Genomic DNA, 19352 nt, shown 5'->3' on the forward strand with positions numbered 1-19352 from the left:
TACTAAAACAGGTGACATTATGACTAAGCGTGAAAGACGCACTTTTAACCCAGAATTTAAACTTGAATGCGCTCAGCTAGTGCTTGACCAGGGACGTTCCTATAAAGAAACCTGCGAAGCAATGGGGATTGGAAAAACTACGTTAGAAAGCTGGGTAAGGCAACTCAAAGCTGAAAGAGCTGGTAAGACACCAAATTCATCACCACTCACTCCAGAGCAAAGAGAAATTCGTGACCTTAAAAAGAAAATCAAACGCATTGAAGAAGAAAAGGAAATTCTAAAAAAGGCTACGGCTCTCTTGATGTCAGACTCCCTGAACGGTTCTCGATGATCGAGAAACTCAAGAAGAGTTATGCTGTGAAACGGCTTTGCGAAGTGTTCGGGGTTCATCGCAGTAGTTATCGTTATTGGGCAAATAGAGATAAATCTCTGTCGTCAGAGCATGTGCTTGTTCGTGCCGAAGTTCGCCGATCTTATGAGCTGAGCAATGGTTCCGCTGGAGCGAGAACCATTGCTGACATAGTCACAGCAAGAGGTATTCGACTTAGCCGTTACCGAGCAAGTAAGTTCATGAAAGAACTAGACTTAGTCAGTTGCCAGCTAGCAAAACATACGTACAAAAAAACACAGCAGGAACATGTTCATATACCTAACCGGTTAAATCGTCAGTTCGCGGTGACTGAGCCGAATCAAGTCTGGTGTGGCGATGTGACTTATATCTGGACGGGGGAGAGATGGTCTTATCTAGCCGTTGTTATTGACTTGTTCGCACGAAAAGTCATCGGTTGGGCAATGTCTAACTCACCAGATAGTGTATTGACTGGCAAGGCGCTGACCATGGCCAATGAGAGCCGCGGAAGGCCGTCTGGTGTAATGTTCCACTCGGATCAAGGTTGCCACTATACGAGTAAAAAATATCGTCAGTTGCTATGGAGATATCGAATCACTCAAAGTATGAGTCGTCGAGGGAACTGTTGGGATAATAGTCCTATGGAGCGAGTGTTCAGAAGTTTAAAAACGGAATGGGTACCAAAGAATGGCTATAGAAGTTTTACAGAGGCACAGAAAGCAATAACGGATTATTTGGTTGGTTATTACAACCAGCATCGTCCACATCAATACAATGGTGGATTAACACCAAATGAGTCGGAACGACAGTTTTGGTTCCCTTATAAAACTGTGGCCAGTTTTACTTGACCACTACAGATTCTGGAGTTAGGCGCGGAGTATAGCGAAATAAGACCATCCTTTAATTATGGGCATTGTAACAAATTGCGTTATTGCTTGTGAATCAGATGCATATGAGGCTTGACCGATAATCCCCTCCTAACCTCCCCTTGGTTTACATCTCCAATCTCTTGTTGGTAACGGGAAAGGGGAGGAACTGAATACCGATCGTGACAAGTGCTGCTATATGTTCAGCGACAAAGAATATTCTCCCCCTCGATCGTATGTTTAAAGAGATCGGTGAACTGTATTTGAGGGTAGTGTTGTATGCTTCATACAAACCAAGCATCTAACATACGAAATATTTATATCTTCATCGCTAAATATGCAATAGATGTCACACTTGTCTGTAAATGGCTAATCTAACCTGTAATGACCTCTTTACTGATAAAAATAATTTTAACAGCACCTTTCATCATGTGGGGAGGCTTTAAACTCAACGTCAGATAAAGAGATTTCTTATGTATAAATATCTAACACTAATCGTTTTATTACTCGCTGGATGTGTGTCTACAAACGAAGTTGCAGACAAATCTTGGTGCCAACCTTACAACGACCAACTTACTGAAGTTTTTAGCAACGAACTTACGTTAGGCGCGAGAGCCCTAGATACCGTTATCGGGTGTGCTCCAAGGCCTTTACCTAAATTTGTACAAGGAGACGTGCTAACTAACTCAACACTTATGTCCGATTTTCAAGTGAAACAAGTCACTGATATTAAAGAAGTGTACGCCGAAACTAAGCCTAATACGGACGATATCATCAACTTTGTTATTTCACCGCAAGCAAAACAATTAGCATTGAGCAGGGCATTGCGCCTCAATGAGCTTTCATACTCAATTATTGCGCAATCGCAGAAAGACAAATCTGAACTAATAAAAAACAATACCTTTGAATTACTTAATGAATTTACGAAAGGTAATATTGATAAGCTCAACAAGGCCGTAAAAGAAACCAGTTACGATAGATATCAGAAACAAGTGCATCGTATTCAGCGTGATTATTATGACATCTTGTATCAAATTACCCTCGGTGGGGCTGATAAAGATGGTCGACAGTCAATATCATACGACCCGAAAGATATCGCAACGCTGCTCACTAAGGCTGTTAAGGTTTATGCTGATCAACAAGCTATTAGGTCGAACTTTTTATTAATGCGCGATCAGTATTTCGCAACTATCAACAGTAATTCACTTCCATCTTTTGATCAGCAGTGGGAGAACCAGATAACAGACATTAAAGAGCAATGTGAGTTAACTGCAAAAGGGCTTGGTTTAGATGAAACCAAGTGTGATGTTATGTCGAAGTAAATATATCTTTAATGAACTAAGGCCTCGCGTGTGCGAGGCCTTTTTGTGTTCCGACTAAAACTCAATATTAATCGAGCTTAACGAAAACTTGGGATAATCGCCGGAATCCCCGGTAGAAGGCCAACCAACGCCATCACACCACTTAGCACAATAAACATAGTTCCAGGCAACACCCAACGGCTCATTTTACTAAGCTCACTACTACGTTCTTTACAACCGACTAAGCCTAAGTTGTCCAACAGCATGGTGAGAGCCCAACCAAATGCAGGGTTAACGAGCGCTGAAGAAAATACAACAATTGCAGCCGATTGTGTGGTTTTCCCTTCACGTGTCATTTCCATTCCAGCTTCTAGCAAGGGAACAAATACCCCAACAATGAGTGCGACACAAAGCACAGGTTGCCAGATAGCTAGATCCATTGGGTAACCCCAAACTGCGGCGATGATACAGAACAGAGCTGTAAGCAATGCACCAGCAGGAATAGGGCGTTTAGCAATCGCCGCCGGTACGATGTAAGTCCCCCATGAAGACGTAAAGTTAGTACCGCCGAGCAGAGAACCAAACGTTTGACGAATTGAAGCCGTGGTCATGGTGTCGTCGATGTTCATATGTACTTTTTCGGTACGCTCTGGGTAGCTGATCTTTTGGAATACTTGATGCCCTAAGAAATCTGGTGACCACATCGCCACGGCTAGAATAGCAAACGGCAATACCACCATGAAGTGCTCAATCGTTGGTAGGCCTAACATCCAGCCTGTATCTTCTCCCCACCAATACATAGGGTTCATGTTAGGTAAGCCTGGCTCAGTGTGGAAAGCAAATGGCGCACCCATGGCAAATGCAATCGTACCACCCAGCAAGCAGCTAAGAGGTACTGCTAACCAACGTTTACGGAAGTGTTCCAATAGCGCGTACAAAATAATGGTGCAAAAGATCACGACAAAAGCGATATGGCTCATGCCAATTCCCTCAGCCCAAGCGAACAGCTTTTTAACTTGAGATGCGGTTCCAACAAAGCCAAGGTAGAGCAATAAGCCGCCACACACGCCTTTACTGGTGAGGTTTGCCAACATGCTGCCACCTTTACTGATGGCTAAGATTAGGCCAAAAGCGCCAATCAGCAACCCAAAGGCCATAGGGTGTCCGCCTGCTGCAACGACAATCGGAATTAAAGGAATGAGTGGGCCGTGTGTACCTGCAAGGTTTGCGGTCGGCAACAGGAAGCCAGAGAAAATAATAATGAAAACAGAGGCGATGAGGAGTTCATAACGAACGTTTTCTAGAATGAAGTCTTCATTTAGTCCGAGAGCCCCAGCAAAGGTGGCTGCAATAGCGCCCACCATAACCACTTTACCAATGGTCGCCGCCATCGCTGGGATGGTGTCTTCTATCTCAAATCGATAATCTTTAAACGGCAAATTTGGACGCCAGCGCTTAGGCGACATGATTTGCAATTCGTGTTCTAGATACTGTTCTCGGGAATCAAATTCCGATCTTGGTTTATGTTGTTGTTCATAGGTGAGTTCATCCTCATTGGCTTGAGGCTTCTCTGTTTGTATATGTGCGGACTCTAAAGTAGTGCTCATTTTGATTCCTTTCGTTCACACTCTGAGGTGTGTTATTCCAACAAACGTTGTTGACTCACGGCATGAAGTGTAAACAATGCGTCAACTTATAATTAAAAATTCATTAACATTCAGTTGTTAGTACCTTATACCAAACCCAAAAAAACAAATAGACTCAGTCGGTTAGACATTAGTCGTAGAGTCGGACGACTAGTATTAGACCCTGTAGATAGTATGTGTCTGTTTATTGGTAGGCTCTTAATTTCAGGAATAACAAAGCCACTTTCAACAACAAATGGTTCGACTCTAAAGACCCAGAAAAAAGTCCAACGACTTACGTTTGGCTGCATGCATGCTTGGTTGCGTTGTGGTGTGATTTGATAGTGACATCTGGTCCAGTTTTATGTTGGATATATTGGGTAATAAGCAGGGGTAGGGATTGCCTCTAGTAGCTCAATTTCTCCTACGTTTGGCCCCTGATAGTGTTAGAATCTCCGCATCAGAATTATCGAGAAACTAGGTATTTATAAACAATGTTTATCCATCACGTAAACGGCATCGACTGGCTGGTGATTACAGCTTTTGAAGAACTGAAACCGATGTTTATTGAAGATGCTGGTCCCATCCCAGCTTACTTCTCTACCACCAGTGAATTGAGCCTGATTGATCAAGCCAAGCGCAGCTATGGATTTTTGCCTAAACTCCGCGGTGTGATCACTGATACCGGCACGTATCAAAGTGAAAATCTTGAAGAAGATTTGAACCCACAGCTAGCGTGTATAGTGGAAGGGCGTGGTCGGGTGTTTATCTATCACGGCGACTATGTGGCTTTTGTGGATGACGAGCAAACCTTCATTACCCGTATGGACTGAGAGTGACTCAGTGAGTTGAGATCTGCGAATTGGTAAATCGGCGAGTTAGCTCCCCTAGAATTAAAAACTAAAGGATTAATACGATGGCAAAAACGGTCTCATTGGTACTTGGCAGTGGTGGCGCAAGAGGCTTGGTTCACGTTGGAATCATCCGTTGGTTAATTGAGCATGGCTATCAGATAAAATCCATCTCTGGCTGTTCAATTGGCGCACTTATCGGTGGTGTCTACGCTGCGGGTAAGTTGGATGAATTTGAAGAGTGGGTCACCAGTATCGACCAATCGGATATGGCTATGATGTTGGACTTTTCATGGCAATCGAGTGGTATCTTCAAAGGGGACAAGATCATCGACACGCTGCGTGGACTGATCGGCGAGATTTCAATTGAAGATCTGCCTATCCCTTATACCGCAGTTGCTGCCAACGTCGCCGATGAAAAAGAGGTTTGGCTGCAATCAGGTTCTCTGTTTGATGCCATTCGCGCCTCCATCTCTTTGCCACTGTTCTTCACACCTCACGTCATCAATGGTGAAGTGCTGATTGATGGCGGAGTACTCAATCCCGTACCGATTGCGCCGACCTTTAGTGATAAGACAGACTTTACTCTGGCTGTGAACTTAGGTGGTGAACCTGAGATGCTTCAACAGGAAGTGATACCGGTTTCCCTACCTACAAAAGATAGCAATCTGCACGAGAAGGTTGTTCACTTTATCGATAATTTAGGTAGCAGCGTAAAAAGCAAAATGAGCTTTAACTTTGCAGCTTACGATATCGCCAACCAAGCGTTTGATGCGATGCAATCGACTATTGCTCGTCAGAAATTGGCCGCTTACCCCGCCGATATTACGCTTGAGATCCCACGTAATGCCTGTGGCACTTTGGAGTTCGATCGCTCACAAGAAATGATAGATAGAGGCTACCATTTGGCACAGGCTAAAATGGGCAATCGACTTTAATGTATTTGCTGCTGAATGAGAGTATTTATGGAAACTGAACTAAAAGAGCTTGAACTCCACGAGCTTATGGCAACAAAAGATGTCATCGTGCTCACCAGCATAGAAGTGTCAGCTGTATCTTGGCTAATAGAGTGCTATCAAGAGAACGCTGATATTCAGATTATCGAGAACGCACATCAGCTAAATACTGAAGTGGTTTTGGCGCAATGCCGAGACTGCCTGAGTGAAAGTAAAAAGGTGATACTTACCGCGCAGTTTCGCAGTCAGCTTCCTATTATCAATGTCGCTTCACTGTGTAATGAGCAGCGCAAATCATTGATCAATATTGAGTTATCCGGCTGGGACGAAGAAAAACGCCTTCCTCACTCTTTTAGCAGTTTCTAGGCTATAGCTGCCTCTAGATAACAGCCGTTTTAGATAGCAGACAATACAAGAACTTCACTTCAAATGCCTTCCGCCATCAAGGTGCAAGGTTCTTCCTGTCATGTAATGACTGGACAAAACATACTTGATGCCATCTATTATTTCCTCAAAGCCCGCTTCTGTCGGAATTAAGGCTTTCTTCAGAGCTTTGGTTTTGTATGCTTCGTCGTCATGTTCATTAAACTTAATCATGGCTGGAGAGAGGGTATTTACTTTCACCTTGGGAGCCAGCATTGCTGAAAAAGACAGAGTCAGGTTGTTGAGTGCCGCTTTGCTTGCCGCGTAAGCGATGTGTTTTTTACTGCCTTTTTCTGCAACGTAGTCACTGATATGGATGATGTCTGAGGTTTTATCGCCAGACATCAATTGGTCTTTGAGTGTTAAATTGAACAGGTAAGGCACGGTAGCGTGAATCGTTATCATTTGGTGCATGATTTGTGGAGCATTTTCACTGGGCTTGTTTTTGTTCTCAGGCTTCCAGTCTGAAGCGTTGTGTATGACGGCTCGAAGTGTCTTATATTCTTGACCTACATAATCAAGAAAGCCCTCTAGGCTGCTTTGTTGATAAAAGTCTACTTGCTGCAAGTCGGCTCCACTGTCGCGCAACAGTTGCAGTTGAGGATAGTCGCTGCGGTAAGTGCCAACCACTTTGTATCCATCCGCTAAAAGTTGCTGCGCCAGTGCGAAGCCGAGTCTTTTTCCCACGCCGGTTATCAGTATCGTTTCACTCATCGTAAAAACTCAGCTCTGGTTTGAGGGTTAGTTTTGAAAATACCACCGAGAGCGGTCGTTGAGGTTTCAGAGTTTGCATCCATGACGCCTCTGGATTTAACGCAATAGTGAGTGGCTTTAATTGTCACGGCCACATTTTCTGTTTCAACTAGAGTCTGTATCGCGACTAAGATTTGCTGAGTAAGGCGTTCTTGCACTTGAGGACGCTGAGCAAAGAATCGAACAATACGGTTGATTTTAGACAATCCGAGTATCTTGCTTTCAGGGATATAGGCCACTTCTGCTAAACCATCGATGGTAATGAAGTGATGTTCGCACGTCGACGTTAAGTCTATGTTCGACACCTTGACCATTTCATCAACCGACATTTTGTTTTCTATCACACTGATTTTTGGGAAGTTATCGTAATCGAGCCCTGAAAATATCTCGTGGACGTACATCTTTGCAATACGATGGGGTGTTTCAGCGAGGCTGTCGTCGGTTAAATCCAGCCCAAGCGTACTGACCACTTCCGTTAACAGACCTTTGATGCGGTTGTACTTCTGGTTGGGATTCATTTCGCTCGGTGTCATTGGGGTTTCAAGTCCTTTTGCGAGCAAAGCTTCTCTTACTTTTTCGGCTTCTGTATTCAGCATGACTCTCTCCTTATGAGTTAATTTTCGAGCTCTGCTTCATAGCTAAGCGTGAGTGAAACGGAGTCGGCAAAACGTAGGGCATGAGGCTTATCAATTCTCACTTGAGCGTATCGTACCCATGGATGATCGATACAAATGCCGAGTACGTCGCTGGTTAACTTTTCTAAAAGCAGAAATCTTCCGGATTCGACATGTTGAATGATCTTCTTGCAGATGTTTTTGTAGTTGAGTGCGTTCTCCACATCATCTGAGAGGCAAAGGTTGTTAGCGGGGTAGTGGATCTCTGCATTGATAACGATGTCTTGCTGCTTAGACTTTTCTTCTTCGTTGAAGCCGATGAAGGTTCTTAGTCTGAGATTTGTAATGGTGATAATGGCGTTGTGATTCATAACAGTGTCCAATCCTTAGAGAGTAAAGTCAGGTACGTGCTTGTTTTAAGAAAAGATCAGTAAAGCTCACGCGATTAAGAGTTCAGTTGTTCCTTTCGCAGTTGTTCCTTTCGCAATTGTTCCTGTTGCAGCCGTTCTTTTTTCAGTCATGTAAACGCTAGGTGAAACTGAGTTTGAAAGGGATGGGTTCGGTTTTCTGACTTAACTGATCGAAGTTTTCCCAGAGCTGCTGATATGAGATGTCTAGAGTGGGGTGACGTTCTTGTGCGGCAATATCGACTAACGGCCTGAGCACAAAAGCGTACTCGGTGATTTCGCCTCTAGGCAGCTCTACGCCATCGATAACGCCCACTTGATTACCATAAAGAAGGATGTCGATATCCATCGTCCGTGAAGCATAGGCTTTTGTCTGACGCTTGCGATCGTTCTCTGATTCGATTTGATGTAGAACCTTAACCAGCTCTGCGACTGGAAGGGTACATTCGAACCCAACGACTAGGTTTAGGAAGTTGTCCCCTTTAAAACCGACAGGCTCGCAATCGTAGAATTTAGAAATGTGTAGGGGCGCAAAGCGGTCGTGCAATGCTTTGAGAGATTCTGTGACGTGATGTTCGCGGTTAATATTGCTTCCGATGCTGACATAGACGTTGGCCATAGTATTACCTTCCTTTTAAGGAGCTATACGTCCGACTTGCTATGAAGATCAGCAATGCGTCCTTTTAATGGCAGGACGGCAAAAGAAAAATACGGTTCTGTTACAAGTTTTGCCCGTTTTGAGCCCGACAAAAGGGCACCTGTGAGCTAGAAAGTGCCACGAGTAAAAACTCAGCCGATGAAGGTATTGGACAAAAATGTGTGTGGGAAAAATTGAATATGATCGGTCATGAATAACTATAGGTATGGAAAGTCGCTTAACGTAGCGTCCAGTATTGATGATGCCGATCACTGACAAGTATACGGACCTTCATGACAATATGCTTTTTCAAATATTTTAAATCATGCTCTCTAATGCCTATCAATAAAAAAGCCCAAACAAAGGATTGGGCTCAATTCAATAATCATTAAACCATTGTCATGGTGATTATATTCCGATTAATTTCCCCAGATTTGGCTTACAAACTCTGGATGGTCAATAAACGGATTACGATTCCCTTGGAAATCATGTACCGCCTTATTTCGGTCGATTTCTTTTTGGCTTACTGGATCTTCAGAATGCCAACGCTTTAGCATAGTAAGTAGCCAAGGTTCAAAAACGGTTGTATTGGTTCCATCCAGAGCGGCATCCGAGCTTGTAGAGTTTCCTTCCCAATTAGCGATTTCATTTTCATAGCGTGTTGCCATGTAGAAATATGCTCTTGCGAAATCACCTTTAAACTCATCAATTGGCTCAAACACCGTACCTACATAACCAAGAGAGTTCGCTGCACTGCCTAACTTAGAACCATTGCTTGATGTGTATGTCGCGCTACTCACCTCACCAAATGGCCAATTACTACGTTTCGAGTTAACGTAGCCGTCAGTGGCAAATAAATGGTGACCGTCAGAGTTCATTGGCTCGACTTTCCCACCAAACCAGCTTTTCGGGAATGAGTGCTCACGGTTATAGCAATCACCTTCTTTGCTGTATTGACCACATTGATCGGCCACCTTAGTAAATTGGATTGAATCTGAGCCTGAAGGTTTCTCCGAATACATATCGAGAATCGACCCATCAGTGTCATAGTATGCGTCTAGGTCAGCCTCAGACACTAACGTCCAAATAGCGGTGTAACCCTGACTACTATGATTATCAATAATTTGATATAAGGCCGTTTTTAACGCAAAGCCCACTTTGCCTTCAGCGTCTTTGTAATACTCACCTAACACTGGTGGTTCAGTTGGTGGTGTAGTAGTTGAGCCACCAATCGTAAATTCTGTACTCTGACTTGCTTGGAAATCACCACCAGATGCCACAACGGTTCCGTTTACCGACAAACTGTATGAACCATTCCCCACACTGCAGCACATTCCATCTCCATAAGAGTCTGAGACTTCTAGGGTGTAGCTACCATCCGCTAAACACATTTCCACTTCATTGTTTGTGTTACTTTGATAGTCTGAACCAGAATAAAGAGTTTGAGAAACTGAGTTTTTGAGAGACCAACTGGTTTCAGAGCCATAGTTATCCGTCACGAGCGTGAGTGCGGCACTTGTGTCATTGCAGCTTTGTGTTGGTGGAGCCTCCGTAGGCTGAAAGTTATCTAAATACACCACTTCCGAGCCATCAAAACCGGCATCATCATAAAATCGTACGCCCACAACAATATCTTTGGTGCTCGTAGCACTGTACGAGTGAGTCAATGCCTGCCACTGATTCGTTAAACCATTATTCGAGTAGCCTAAATAGCCATCAACAAAAAGGCGAGCTTTCACGTTACCTTCAGTGTGATAAACATCGACAGAGAAATCATAAGTTTTCCCTTGTTCAACACTTATCGTTTGAAGAAAATCGGTATTACTTTGAGTACTTGTATTCACTGTGACTTGTGCAGAGAAACTGCCGTTATTGACAGGGTCGGTAGAGGGCGAAAGTGCAATGCCGGAGTCAATCACACTCCATCCAGATGGTACGTTTCCTTCCCAGTTTTCGAAACTTCCATTTTGCATTTGCGCATGCGCACTCGCTGAACAAAGTAATGCAACGCCACTTAGTGTTATTATTCTATTTATCATATAACCTTCTGTTTAATCGGATAAAAACCAACTAAGCTTAGAAAGTAATCAAAAGATGAATGGAGATAAACATCACATTAATAAATGTAAGTAACATTACTTTTATTAATATATGTGATGTAAAGCAATGTGATATCGACCTGTCTAATGCTTTCACACGCTAGATTATTGAAAAAAGGTTCATCTTGGCTTTCAGGGGAAAGCTGCGATGAACCCAAAATAAGCACTTATCCGCAAGCCCTGCCTATAGTAAATGTAACCTCTACTAAAGTTAGATCCAGCCCTTACCTAACCAACTGAAAATTATGCGTACAATTCAGTTTGGTTCTAATTTCTAGTTGAAAACCGTGCACGCATATTGCTTCCGATTCAAGGCTCGTTATCAGTCAAAAACTTCCTTTTATTTGTATTTTGTTCAATGGCTTATGGGGGGGGCATGTTCGTGCGTAAGTGTGATTGAAGATCAGTCTCTAGCGCCCCATAAGCCCAAACAACAGCGTCACACATTTATCTCACGGGAAGCTTGGTCTTAGTTTTTACCAGACCGAAGGCGGAGCTGGATTCAATAGAAGCAATATTGGGCAGGCGAGTTAATTGCTCTGTAGATAGAATTAAGGCCTCGCGTGTGCGAGGCCTTTTTGTTTGTATCGAGCGGGAGTAGAAAAGTCTCTTGAGGTTTAGTTTTCTAAATTGTGCTTAATGATCTGTTCCACCACACCATTCATCGTCTTTGAGCTAATCTCCGGCTTCAAATACAAGGAATGATACTCAACGCCTGTACGGTCTATATAGGCTGCTTGTAAGCCAGCGGATAGCGCACCATGAGTGTCCCAATCATGAGTAGCGACAAGACGAAGGTTTTCGACAGGCTCTTGTAAGGTTTCGGCTGCAAATTTATACACGTCTGAATTTGGTTTGAAACTGCCTGTTTCCTCAACAGAAATGACGGTGTCGAAATAATCGTTTAAGCCCGAGTTCTTGATTTGAGAAGTGATGAGATCGCGGGATGAGTTGGAAAAAGCGACGGTTTTAAAACCGTTGTTATGCAATTTAAGTAAAGATGCTTTGATATCAGTGTGCGCTGGTAGATTGGTAAAAGAAGTTAACAAGGCACTTTTGCTTTCTGCCGTTAAATCACACTTGTATCGCTGTGCAATAGCGTCGAGCGCTGCATTCGCTAATTCAGAAAAAGTAGATTTTACGTTTGTTGCGATGCAAACCGTTGAAGAGTGCAAAAGCTTTGAGAACCAAAGCGATAGTGCATCCTCGCTGCCAAATACTGCTTTAAATTTAGGCTGTAATGACCCCAAATTTAAAACCGTTTCGTTTATATCAAACAGTATCACTTCTTTTTTCATGCGAAGAACCCAGATTTAATTGAATTTCATGCTTACATAATCCGCTCTGACGATACGGTTTACAACCTCGATTTAAGTAACTTGAGCTTTGCTCTCTAATTTGAAAAGGGGGCTGGAATACGTCAGCGACAATCCTTCAACTCAAATCTGGCATTGCTTCATAGGTATCATGCAACGCTAAATCTGAAATGATTTATTTGGATTATTTAGCTTATTTAGCGGCTTCGATGGTGCCTTTGAAAGTGCTGTCTAAAAAGTCACTAATCTCTTGTGAGTGGTAAATTGAGATGATCTTTTTATACGTTTCATTATTTTTGTCTTCTTCTCGCGCCGCTACAACCATCACGGCTAAAGGTGCATCTTTCTTCTCTAAGTAAATGCCTTGTTTCTTAGGGTCCAGTCCAGCCGACATTACATAGTTCATGGTGATTGCTGCTGCATCTACATCATCAAGAGAGCGGGGTAGCTGAGCGGCATCCACTTCAACAAATCGAATGTTCTTCGGGTTGCTAACAATATCGTTTAAAGATGCGTTGAAACCAGCGTTGTCTTTTAATGAAATCAGCCCGGCATCTTCAAGTAGTAACAGTCCACGCCCGCCATTCGTTGGGTCGTTTGGAATCGCGATTCGTGCGTTGTCGGGGATAGAGTCAAGCGAAGTGTACTTGTTAGAGTAAACGCCCATGCGCATCAAAATTGAACGCCCGATAGAAACTAACTTGCTATCGTGATTGTCGTTAAAGTTGTCGAGAAATGGTTGATGTTGGTAGCTATTGAGTTGGATGCTTCCATCATCTAATGCTGCGTTAGGGGTGATGTAGTCTGAGAATTCAACTAGCTCAATGTTAATCCCTTGCTTTGCTGCTTCTTTAGCGACTGCCTGTACAACTTGTGCATGTGGGCCAACTGTCGCCCCAATCTTGATGATAGCCTCGTCTTTTTTTCCACATCCTGTTACACCGAATAAGAAAGCTAATGCCAACAGGGATGCTGTGATTTTTTTGTAGCTGTTCATGATAACTCCATTTAATTGATCAAAAAGACATTTGGGCGTCTAGATGTCTATATTATCTATTTATAAGATCGGGTCAATAGGTTTGTTAGAAGCAAAGTTAGATTGATATTAATAGGCTAGATTGATATTAAGAGTCAGGTCTAATTCATCTCAGAATGTCGACGACCCCAAACCTATCTGTAGGGCAAGCCCACGTAGCGTTGGGAAAACAAAGGCCTCGCACGTATGAGGCCTTTTGGGTTTCGTTGAATAAGGTATAGGGCAGTAACTTGGAACTTAAAGAAAACGGGTTCGGTAATCTTGCCTATTAAGAAAGCTTTTGATTAAAGAACTCAAGCGTACGTGTCCATGCTAACTTCGCTTCTTCTTCAGCATATCGACCTGTTGAATCGTTATGGAAGCCATGATTCACACCGTCATAGATGTAAGCTGTGTAGTCTGCTTCGTTCTCTTTGAGTTCGGCTTCATAGTTTGGCCAAGTCGCGTTCACACGTTTATCGATTCCAGCGAATTGGATGAGCAATGGCCCTTTAACGTTCTTTCTTAAATCAGGTGCGGCAGGAGTGCCATAAAACGGAACGCCCGCATCCAGCTGTTCTGGCATTACCGCCGCCAACATATTCACGATATAGCCACCGAAGCAAAATCCGACTGCGCCTAGCTTGCCGTTACTTCTATCATGAGATTTCAAAAAGTTTGCAGCAGCGATAAAGTCTTCTTCGATTTTCTCTCTGGATAATGATTTTTGCATTGCTCGGCCTTCATCATCATTACCTGAATACCCACCAAGTGAATAGAGTGCATCAGGTGCAAACGCAATAAACCCCGCGGCCGCGAGTCGTCTTGCCACATCCTTTACGTATGGATTTAAGCCTCTATTTTCATGAATGACCAAGACAACAGGTGCATTACCCTCTAAGTCTTTTGGTACCACCAAGTAGCCATAGCCTTCTCCGTGTCCTTTAGGTGAAGGAAACTTCTCGTAGGTTGCTTTGATGGCAGGGTCATTGAAAGAGACTTGCTCTGCCTGCGCATAATTAGGGATCAGTGCAGAAGTTAGCGTCGTCATAGTTAAGCCAAGTACAGCTAGCCCGGATAGACGAGCCATAAACTCTCTGCGATCAATCAGGCCGTGCGCATATTCGTCGTACCAATCAAATGCTTCTTGAGGGATAGATCGAGTCGGATCTGATTGAGATTCGGTACTTTGATTCATAACTTTTCCTTGTTGTGAGTTGTTTGACCAATCAACTATAGTGGAAATTTCAACATATTTGAACGATCGCTCAATATCTTTTAAGCTATTTGTTATATCAAAGTACAAAAATTAGATGACAGTCAGATAAAACGATCACTTCGGAATCGATTCCCATGTCCAGGTTTGTTTTACGGAGCGATTCAACACAAGGTTGATGTAAGTGATTAAGTCAGTGAAGTAGGGCGGTTTTGATTATTGGCTTTGAGGAAGTTCTAGCTTTAAATTGGGCATTTAAGAGTTAAGCCTATTTACCACAGATATGGACAAGTACGTTTCAATGCAAAACGCTTGATTTTACTCTGGTATAATCTTTCCTATAAGAGCAGCCTTAGCGTTATCAGAACCTTCTTTATGAGAGATAAAAATAGATGTTGAAACTTTTGCGTCAGATAGAAAAATGGAAACTTGCCGCGTTTAGTTTACTCATGCTCATTGCCGCTTTTTTTATCTACAACCAGTTCGGGAACCGTATGTCCCGTGTCGACGACGCAAAATTTCTAATCGGGCAACTTAATATTGTTTTGGATGCTGCTGAGCAATATTCTCGTGATAATGGTTCTTTGCCTCCCATCACTTCCGATACCGACACGAACTTCGGCTACTTAAACATCAATCACTTAATCGAAAATCCGGGCTTATCAACATGGAAAGGCCCGTACCTACCTTATGACGATACATGGATAGGTGGTGATCAGTACATCGACCACCCGGATTACATAGCAACGCAATTACTGCTTAAGGAAAAGGATAGCCAGTGGGCACGAGGAAGCACCGAGACAGGTTGCGAATCGTCATCATCCACTTGCTCTGTTGCGGCTTGTATCTGGTTGGTACCAACAAAAATCGCACAAGAAATTAATCACATTGTGGACGGCAGTTCGAGTATCGAAAGCTCTGATTTGACAGGAAAAATACGTTACGACAAAGCTTTTGGTGGCGCACTTATCTGTATGATTGGAGATGACTATCCAATGCCATCAGCACAGCTAAATTAAGTCGTTTCTAATTACCTCACTGGCAACTTGGTCTTTGCTTTTACCTGACCGAAAGCGAAGCTGGATTCAATCGAAGCAATATTGGGTAGGCGAGTTAATTGCCCCGTAGATAAAATTAAGGCCTCGCGTTTGCGAGGCCTTAGTTTTGAGGCTATTACAATAAACCGATCTCTAACAGGTAATTGGGTAGAAGCGTTCTAGTCCATGCCAATTAGAGTCGTTATTATCCTTACCAGATATCTTCAATTAAAGAGTCTTTGAGTTGCTCAGCAGCGGCAATGTTTTCTTTCGACATGTATTGCTTAACGTCAATTATCTCTTTCTCTGCATCAGAGTTTCCGTATTCCTGCGCGATTTCAAACCATGCTAACGCTTTAACAAAATCGCTCCATGTTCCGTGGCCATTACGGTAAGCGTAACCAACGGAATATTGACCATAATCGTTGCCCTGCATTGCGGCGCGAGTGTAATACTCTAATGCTTTTTTTGCGTCTGTAGTTTTGAAACCACACGGTTTTTTGTATCGAGTAGAAGAGTAAATATCACCCATTTTCACATAAGAAAGTGTATGTTCATCTTCTTCAATGGCGTTGCTAAACAATTGCATCGCTTTAGAGCAACTCTTTTCAACGCCTTGTCCATTTAGGTAAGAAATACCCAAGTTGTACATGGCACTTGCATCGCCTAAGTTTGCCGATTGCTCAAACCAATAAGCAGATTTGGAGAAGTCTTGAGCGACGCCTTGACCTTCATCGTATGAAAATGCGAGTTGATACATAGCGTCAGAATAACCAGCTTGCGCAGAAGCGAGGTAATAGTCGTTGCCTTTCTTAAGGTCGACAGGTGTACCTTCACCATCAAAATACATTACGCCTAATGAGTAGAGCACATAAGGGTCTTTGCTGGTTTCAGCTTTATGGTACCAAGCCAGTGCTTTCTCGTACTGTTCGTCGTAGTAATACTTATCTGCCAAGGTAATAATTGCTTTCACCTCCCCTGATTCCGCGAGTTGATTCATGTACTCATAACCGCGTTCTACGTTTTCTTCATGCATTGAATCATCAATTAAAAGGTTAGCAGCCTGCATCAGTAATTCGGTATCGCTAGAGTTTTCTGCCGCCTTTAACAATGCGAGCTCTTTGCCCTCAAAAGCTTCAATCTCAAGATCGTATGCAAAAGTACTGGCTGACAACAGCAACGACAGTGACGCTAAAATAGTACAACTTTGTTTCATCATTTAAGCCATTTATTATATTAGTTAAGTTTCACATAAATATAACAAGATAGCTTTGAAAATAAAGGAGTTTTCGGAATGTAGGTCTCTGGGTTTACGACAATGAGACCTAGGGCATTTCCGAGTGCTAGGGTAACAAGAACAGTTAAACCAACCTCTGATGAAAGTGATTAAGCCAGTGAAGTAGGGTGGTTGTAATCGTTAGACAGATAAAACTAAGGCCTCGCGTGTGCGAGGCCTTTTTATGTGTTGTTTAGCGAGCGAAATAACTTGGCCAGAAGTTAGTGAGAATATACTGCCAACCCCTTTCAAACCTCCCCCTTAATTGATATTTTCACCTTCTTTTGAAACACAGAAAAGGCGGAGGGTAACAACATCTAATTTCCTATTTTTGTTTGTTATGCCCCTATGCAAACTCTTTATTATTCAGTGATTTAATTTATCCGTATTCTCTGGTATCTATTTGAAATACTAGGGGATACAGAAATGAAAAATGGGTTAGTCTACACGTTAGCCATGATGTTAATTGTGGGGTGCAAAGAATCGAATGAGCCAAACGCAACTGCAGTGGAACAACCGAGTGTCATCTCTAACATAGAGAAAACACCTGAGCTAGTCGCAGAATTAAAGGCACAACCGACAATCGATGATCAGTTTAGGCTGCTATATGAGCGCTTTGAACCCATGCTTGACCGCAGTGACTTTCTTACTGGTAATGATGTAAACAAAGATGGTATCCGCGATGACATTGAGGCGTTTATCGATGCGTTAGAAGTGACCGAGCCAGTCCGAAAAGCCTTAAAACAAAATGCCCGTTACACACAAGAAAACCTCTATCACGATTTTTCACAAAAGACCGACGCTAACATCAAAAAAGCGCTTGATATTTCAAATCAATACGACAAAGTCCTCGCCTGTGAAGAGTTTGTAGGAATTGATATTGATGACGGCATAAACACCTCCAACACAATCACATCTCTCACCTACAACACCAAAGCTCGTACTATGGCGTACTTAGCTTATAATCATTTACAAGATGGATCTGTAAGTACACTCCTTCCTGCTGAGGCAAAATATTGTGAATAGGCAAACAATATTACTCATATTAGTGGTTTTACTGCCATTCAATGCAATCGCTAACTCATGCAAAATAGAAGGTTACACTATCGCCTTTTTTAATGGGGTAGCAACAACCAAAGAACAAGCTAAAAGGGGACAAAAGAAGATCAAAGCCACTTTAGGTATCAGCCAATACAACGGGGAGCCTGTCGAATACCAGCTTTTCTACAACGATTCTTTTATTGAAGGAAGTGGCCTTAACGTACTGGCTGATTTCGCTGAAACCTTTGACCAAAGAACTTCCGAGTTAGAGCAGAAACAATTCGACCGGTGGGAGGCCTTTTGGGACATCGTAAGCGGTAGGCAAAACAGCGCTATCATCCAAAAAATCAGCGCCACTTTTACTTGGTTTGCTGGGTTTGTTCTCGACTTCACAAACCAAACCATCAATGCAACCATCACGACATATTTAAAAGAACTAGCATCACTTATTGATGCCCCCGAAACCAGCCAAACTAGAATGCAGCATCATCTTTTAAATGACTCTCTTACGTGGAAAGGAAAAAAGCTCATTTACATCGCGCATTCACAAGGGAACTTGTGGGTAAACGAATCGTACAAGCATGTTACATCTCAATACGGTTACAGTGCCGATAACATTCGCGTCGTTCACATCGCTCCCGCTTCCCCAACCCTTAGCCCAGACAGTGATTATATTTTATCAACCTCAGACCTTGTGATTAATGGGCTTAACTTTACAGGGATAGGCAGCGTCCCAATCCCCAACACCACGATAGCACCGAGTAAATTAGACTTTGCGGGACACGGACTCATTCCAATTTACCTCACTCACCCTAAATCCATTGAGAAAATCAAAGCGTCGGTCGATAAAGCTTTCACGTCTCTTACTAAACCCGAGATGGAAGATTTTTTATTTAAAATTGAGTTCAATTATAGTGCGAGCTATGACGCACTTCATGATAATCCTGTTTATGAAATTGTTGACGCTAATAAAACTGACGATTTTGGCTCTTACCTAAGGTTTCCTTCTTCTTATCTCAGCCCGAAAAATGAATCTTGGCCTAAGAAGACGGTGGATTCTTATATACAAGATGAAGATAGGTTGCCATTTAGAGTTGCGGGCAATGATGTGGCTTTATTTGATACTTGTAAAAGCCCGAACGAGGCAATGAATGACATTCCATCGATTCCCTCACAAGATACTTATATGTTCGTACAATGGCGAAATTTGAAAAGCTTTGAGCTAGGTACATTTAAGGATATTTGGAGGTCAAGAAAGATGACCGATAGATATGGATTGGTAGATGAAACCCCAATAGCATTTCGAGACATGGACGACGACTATTTCATTTGTGCTGGGGATGGAGACGCCATTGAACTAGAAGCAACACAACACTTTTATAATGAGGAGCAACGTCAATATTTAGCCACTCAGCATTTGTCAGGACGTTATGATGTGTCGGCACGTTATGCAGTACCTTTTCAAAGTTTTTATCCTACTAATCTCTGCCAAGGTCATTGATTATTTACTTGGAGTGAATCCAGTGCAGCTTAAGGAGGGTGAGCAGGAGCACTCTTACACTCCTTAATC

18 protein-coding genes and 2 pseudogenes are annotated in these 19352 nt (G+C 42.8%); 8 read left to right on the plus strand and 12 right to left on the minus strand.

Annotated elements, in window-relative coordinates; all coding sequences use genetic code 11:
• Positions 1-19 precede the first annotated feature (19 nt).
• A protein-coding gene (locus M4S28_RS07825) for an IS3 family transposase (protein WP_249631935.1) occupies positions 20-1197 on the plus strand; the annotation gives its coding sequence in 2 pieces (ribosomal slippage) (positions 20-278 and positions 278-1197; 1179 coding nt in all).
• 491 nt (positions 1198-1688) lie between these two features.
• On the plus strand, positions 1689-2537 hold the full coding sequence (locus M4S28_RS07830; protein ID WP_249632642.1) for a hypothetical protein: 849 nt from the start codon (positions 1689-1691) through the stop codon (positions 2535-2537).
• Positions 2538-2614: 77 nt separating this feature from the next.
• On the opposite strand, the gene M4S28_RS07835 is transcribed toward M4S28_RS07830, so the two are convergent.
• Positions 2615-4123, minus strand: coding sequence for a DUF3360 domain-containing protein (locus M4S28_RS07835; RefSeq protein WP_004734780.1), 1509 nt, complete (start codon positions 4121-4123; stop codon positions 2615-2617).
• 512 nt (positions 4124-4635) lie between these two features.
• On the opposite strand from M4S28_RS07835, the gene M4S28_RS07840 reads away from it, so the two are divergent.
• From M4S28_RS07840 to M4S28_RS07850, 3 genes are all read left to right on the plus strand, one after another.
• Positions 4636-4974 carry a hypothetical protein gene (locus M4S28_RS07840; protein WP_004734781.1) on the plus strand — a complete coding sequence of 113 codons (339 nt, stop codon included), beginning with the start codon at positions 4636-4638 and terminating at the stop codon, positions 4972-4974.
• 83 nt (positions 4975-5057) lie between these two features.
• The gene (locus M4S28_RS07845; RefSeq protein WP_249632643.1) at positions 5058-5930 is read left to right on the plus strand and encodes a patatin-like phospholipase family protein; all 873 of its coding nucleotides are present in this window, start codon (positions 5058-5060) and stop codon (positions 5928-5930) included.
• A 15-nt stretch (positions 5931-5945) separates the two neighbouring features.
• Complete coding sequence (locus tag M4S28_RS07850; RefSeq protein ID WP_249632644.1) at positions 5946-6314, plus strand: hypothetical protein; 369 nt, start codon at positions 5946-5948, stop codon at positions 6312-6314.
• Between the two features lie 54 nt (positions 6315-6368).
• On the opposite strand, the gene folM is transcribed toward M4S28_RS07850, so the two are convergent.
• From folM to M4S28_RS07895, 9 genes and pseudogenes are all read right to left on the minus strand, one after another.
• Positions 6369-7085 carry a dihydromonapterin reductase gene (folM, locus tag M4S28_RS07855; RefSeq protein ID WP_249632645.1) on the minus strand — a complete coding sequence of 239 codons (717 nt, stop codon included), beginning with the start codon at positions 7083-7085 and terminating at the stop codon, positions 6369-6371.
• Positions 7082-7720, minus strand: coding sequence for a GTP cyclohydrolase I FolE (gene folE / locus M4S28_RS07860; RefSeq protein WP_054543114.1), 639 nt, complete (start codon positions 7718-7720; stop codon positions 7082-7084). Before folE ends, folM begins: the two co-directional genes overlap by 4 nt.
• Positions 7721-7737: 17 nt before the next feature.
• The gene (folX, locus tag M4S28_RS07865; RefSeq protein WP_004734786.1) at positions 7738-8109 is read right to left on the minus strand and encodes a dihydroneopterin triphosphate 2'-epimerase; all 372 of its coding nucleotides are present in this window, start codon (positions 8107-8109) and stop codon (positions 7738-7740) included.
• Between the two features lie 157 nt (positions 8110-8266).
• A complete protein-coding gene (gene folK, locus M4S28_RS07870) occupies positions 8267-8764 on the minus strand; it encodes a 2-amino-4-hydroxy-6-hydroxymethyldihydropteridine diphosphokinase (RefSeq protein WP_249632646.1) in 498 nt (165 codons plus the stop codon).
• Positions 8765-9201: 437 nt separating this feature from the next.
• Positions 9202-10821 carry an endonuclease gene (locus M4S28_RS07875; RefSeq protein WP_249632647.1) on the minus strand — a complete coding sequence of 540 codons (1620 nt, stop codon included), beginning with the start codon at positions 10819-10821 and terminating at the stop codon, positions 9202-9204.
• A gap of 507 nt (positions 10822-11328) precedes the next feature.
• Positions 11329-11421, minus strand: a pseudogene (locus M4S28_RS07880) (Lrp/AsnC family transcriptional regulator); the annotation flags it as partial.
• Between the two features lie 77 nt (positions 11422-11498).
• Complete coding sequence (locus tag M4S28_RS07885; protein WP_249632648.1) at positions 11499-12179, minus strand: haloacid dehalogenase type II; 681 nt, start codon at positions 12177-12179, stop codon at positions 11499-11501.
• Between the two features lie 211 nt (positions 12180-12390).
• Complete coding sequence (locus M4S28_RS07890; protein WP_249632649.1) at positions 12391-13194, minus strand: MetQ/NlpA family ABC transporter substrate-binding protein; 804 nt, start codon at positions 13192-13194, stop codon at positions 12391-12393.
• A 307-nt stretch (positions 13195-13501) separates the two neighbouring features.
• Positions 13502-14410: a dienelactone hydrolase family protein gene (locus M4S28_RS07895; RefSeq protein ID WP_249632650.1), complete on the minus strand. Its 909-nt coding sequence runs from the start codon at positions 14408-14410 to the stop codon at positions 13502-13504.
• Between the two features lie 410 nt (positions 14411-14820).
• Here M4S28_RS07895 and M4S28_RS07900 point away from each other — a divergent pair, with 410 nt between their 5' ends.
• On the plus strand, positions 14821-15447 hold the full coding sequence (locus tag M4S28_RS07900) for a type II secretion system protein (protein WP_249632651.1): 627 nt from the start codon (positions 14821-14823) through the stop codon (positions 15445-15447).
• A gap of 11 nt (positions 15448-15458) precedes the next feature.
• Here M4S28_RS07900 and M4S28_RS07905 read toward each other — a convergent pair.
• Both M4S28_RS07905 and M4S28_RS07910 read right to left on the minus strand, forming a co-directional pair.
• Positions 15459-15548, minus strand: a pseudogene (locus M4S28_RS07905) (Lrp/AsnC family transcriptional regulator); the annotation flags it as partial.
• 128 nt (positions 15549-15676) lie between these two features.
• On the minus strand, positions 15677-16684 hold the full coding sequence (locus tag M4S28_RS07910) for a tetratricopeptide repeat protein (RefSeq protein ID WP_249632652.1): 1008 nt from the start codon (positions 16682-16684) through the stop codon (positions 15677-15679).
• Positions 16685-17167: 483 nt separating this feature from the next.
• On the opposite strand from M4S28_RS07910, the gene M4S28_RS07915 reads away from it, so the two are divergent.
• Together M4S28_RS07915 and M4S28_RS07920 are read left to right on the plus strand one after the other, a co-directional pair.
• The gene (locus M4S28_RS07915; RefSeq protein WP_249632653.1) at positions 17168-17767 is read left to right on the plus strand and encodes a chromosome partitioning protein ParA; all 600 of its coding nucleotides are present in this window, start codon (positions 17168-17170) and stop codon (positions 17765-17767) included.
• Entirely contained in the window at positions 17760-19283 is a 1524-nt protein-coding gene (locus M4S28_RS07920; RefSeq protein WP_249632654.1) for a hypothetical protein, read from the plus strand. The genes M4S28_RS07915 and M4S28_RS07920 overlap by 8 nt, the downstream gene beginning before the upstream one ends.
• Positions 19284-19352 lie beyond the last annotated feature (69 nt).

Source organism: Vibrio sp. J383 (genome assembly GCF_023503985.1).
Lineage (GTDB): Bacteria > Pseudomonadota > Gammaproteobacteria > Enterobacterales > Vibrionaceae > Vibrio > Vibrio splendidus.

What these genes read in the sequence shown, in the direction of transcription:
- M4S28_RS07915 (WP_249632653.1), top strand. Translation starts at nt 17,168, where the DNA reads ATGAAAAATGGGTTAGTCTACACGTTAGCCATGATGTTAATTGTGGGG.
- folK (WP_249632646.1), bottom strand. Translation starts at nt 8,764, where the DNA reads ATGGCCAACGTCTATGTCAGCATCGGAAGCAATATTAACCGCGAACAT.
- M4S28_RS07850 (WP_249632644.1), top strand. Translation starts at nt 5,946, where the DNA reads ATGAGAGTATTTATGGAAACTGAACTAAAAGAGCTTGAACTCCACGAG.
- M4S28_RS07875 (WP_249632647.1), bottom strand. Translation starts at nt 10,821, where the DNA reads ATGATAAATAGAATAATAACACTAAGTGGCGTTGCATTACTTTGTTCA.
- M4S28_RS07835 (WP_004734780.1), bottom strand. Translation starts at nt 4,123, where the DNA reads ATGAGCACTACTTTAGAGTCCGCACATATACAAACAGAGAAGCCTCAA.
- folM (WP_249632645.1), bottom strand. Translation starts at nt 7,085, where the DNA reads ATGAGTGAAACGATACTGATAACCGGCGTGGGAAAAAGACTCGGCTTC.
- M4S28_RS07840 (WP_004734781.1), top strand. Translation starts at nt 4,636, where the DNA reads ATGTTTATCCATCACGTAAACGGCATCGACTGGCTGGTGATTACAGCT.
- M4S28_RS07885 (WP_249632648.1), bottom strand. Translation starts at nt 12,179, where the DNA reads ATGAAAAAAGAAGTGATACTGTTTGATATAAACGAAACGGTTTTAAAT.
- M4S28_RS07900 (WP_249632651.1), top strand. Translation starts at nt 14,821, where the DNA reads ATGTTGAAACTTTTGCGTCAGATAGAAAAATGGAAACTTGCCGCGTTT.
- M4S28_RS07910 (WP_249632652.1), bottom strand. Translation starts at nt 16,684, where the DNA reads ATGATGAAACAAAGTTGTACTATTTTAGCGTCACTGTCGTTGCTGTTG.
- M4S28_RS07845 (WP_249632643.1), top strand. Translation starts at nt 5,058, where the DNA reads ATGGCAAAAACGGTCTCATTGGTACTTGGCAGTGGTGGCGCAAGAGGC.
- M4S28_RS07895 (WP_249632650.1), bottom strand. Translation starts at nt 14,410, where the DNA reads ATGAATCAAAGTACCGAATCTCAATCAGATCCGACTCGATCTATCCCT.
- M4S28_RS07890 (WP_249632649.1), bottom strand. Translation starts at nt 13,194, where the DNA reads ATGAACAGCTACAAAAAAATCACAGCATCCCTGTTGGCATTAGCTTTC.
- folE (WP_054543114.1), bottom strand. Translation starts at nt 7,720, where the DNA reads ATGCTGAATACAGAAGCCGAAAAAGTAAGAGAAGCTTTGCTCGCAAAA.
- folX (WP_004734786.1), bottom strand. Translation starts at nt 8,109, where the DNA reads ATGAATCACAACGCCATTATCACCATTACAAATCTCAGACTAAGAACC.
- M4S28_RS07830 (WP_249632642.1), top strand. Translation starts at nt 1,689, where the DNA reads ATGTATAAATATCTAACACTAATCGTTTTATTACTCGCTGGATGTGTG.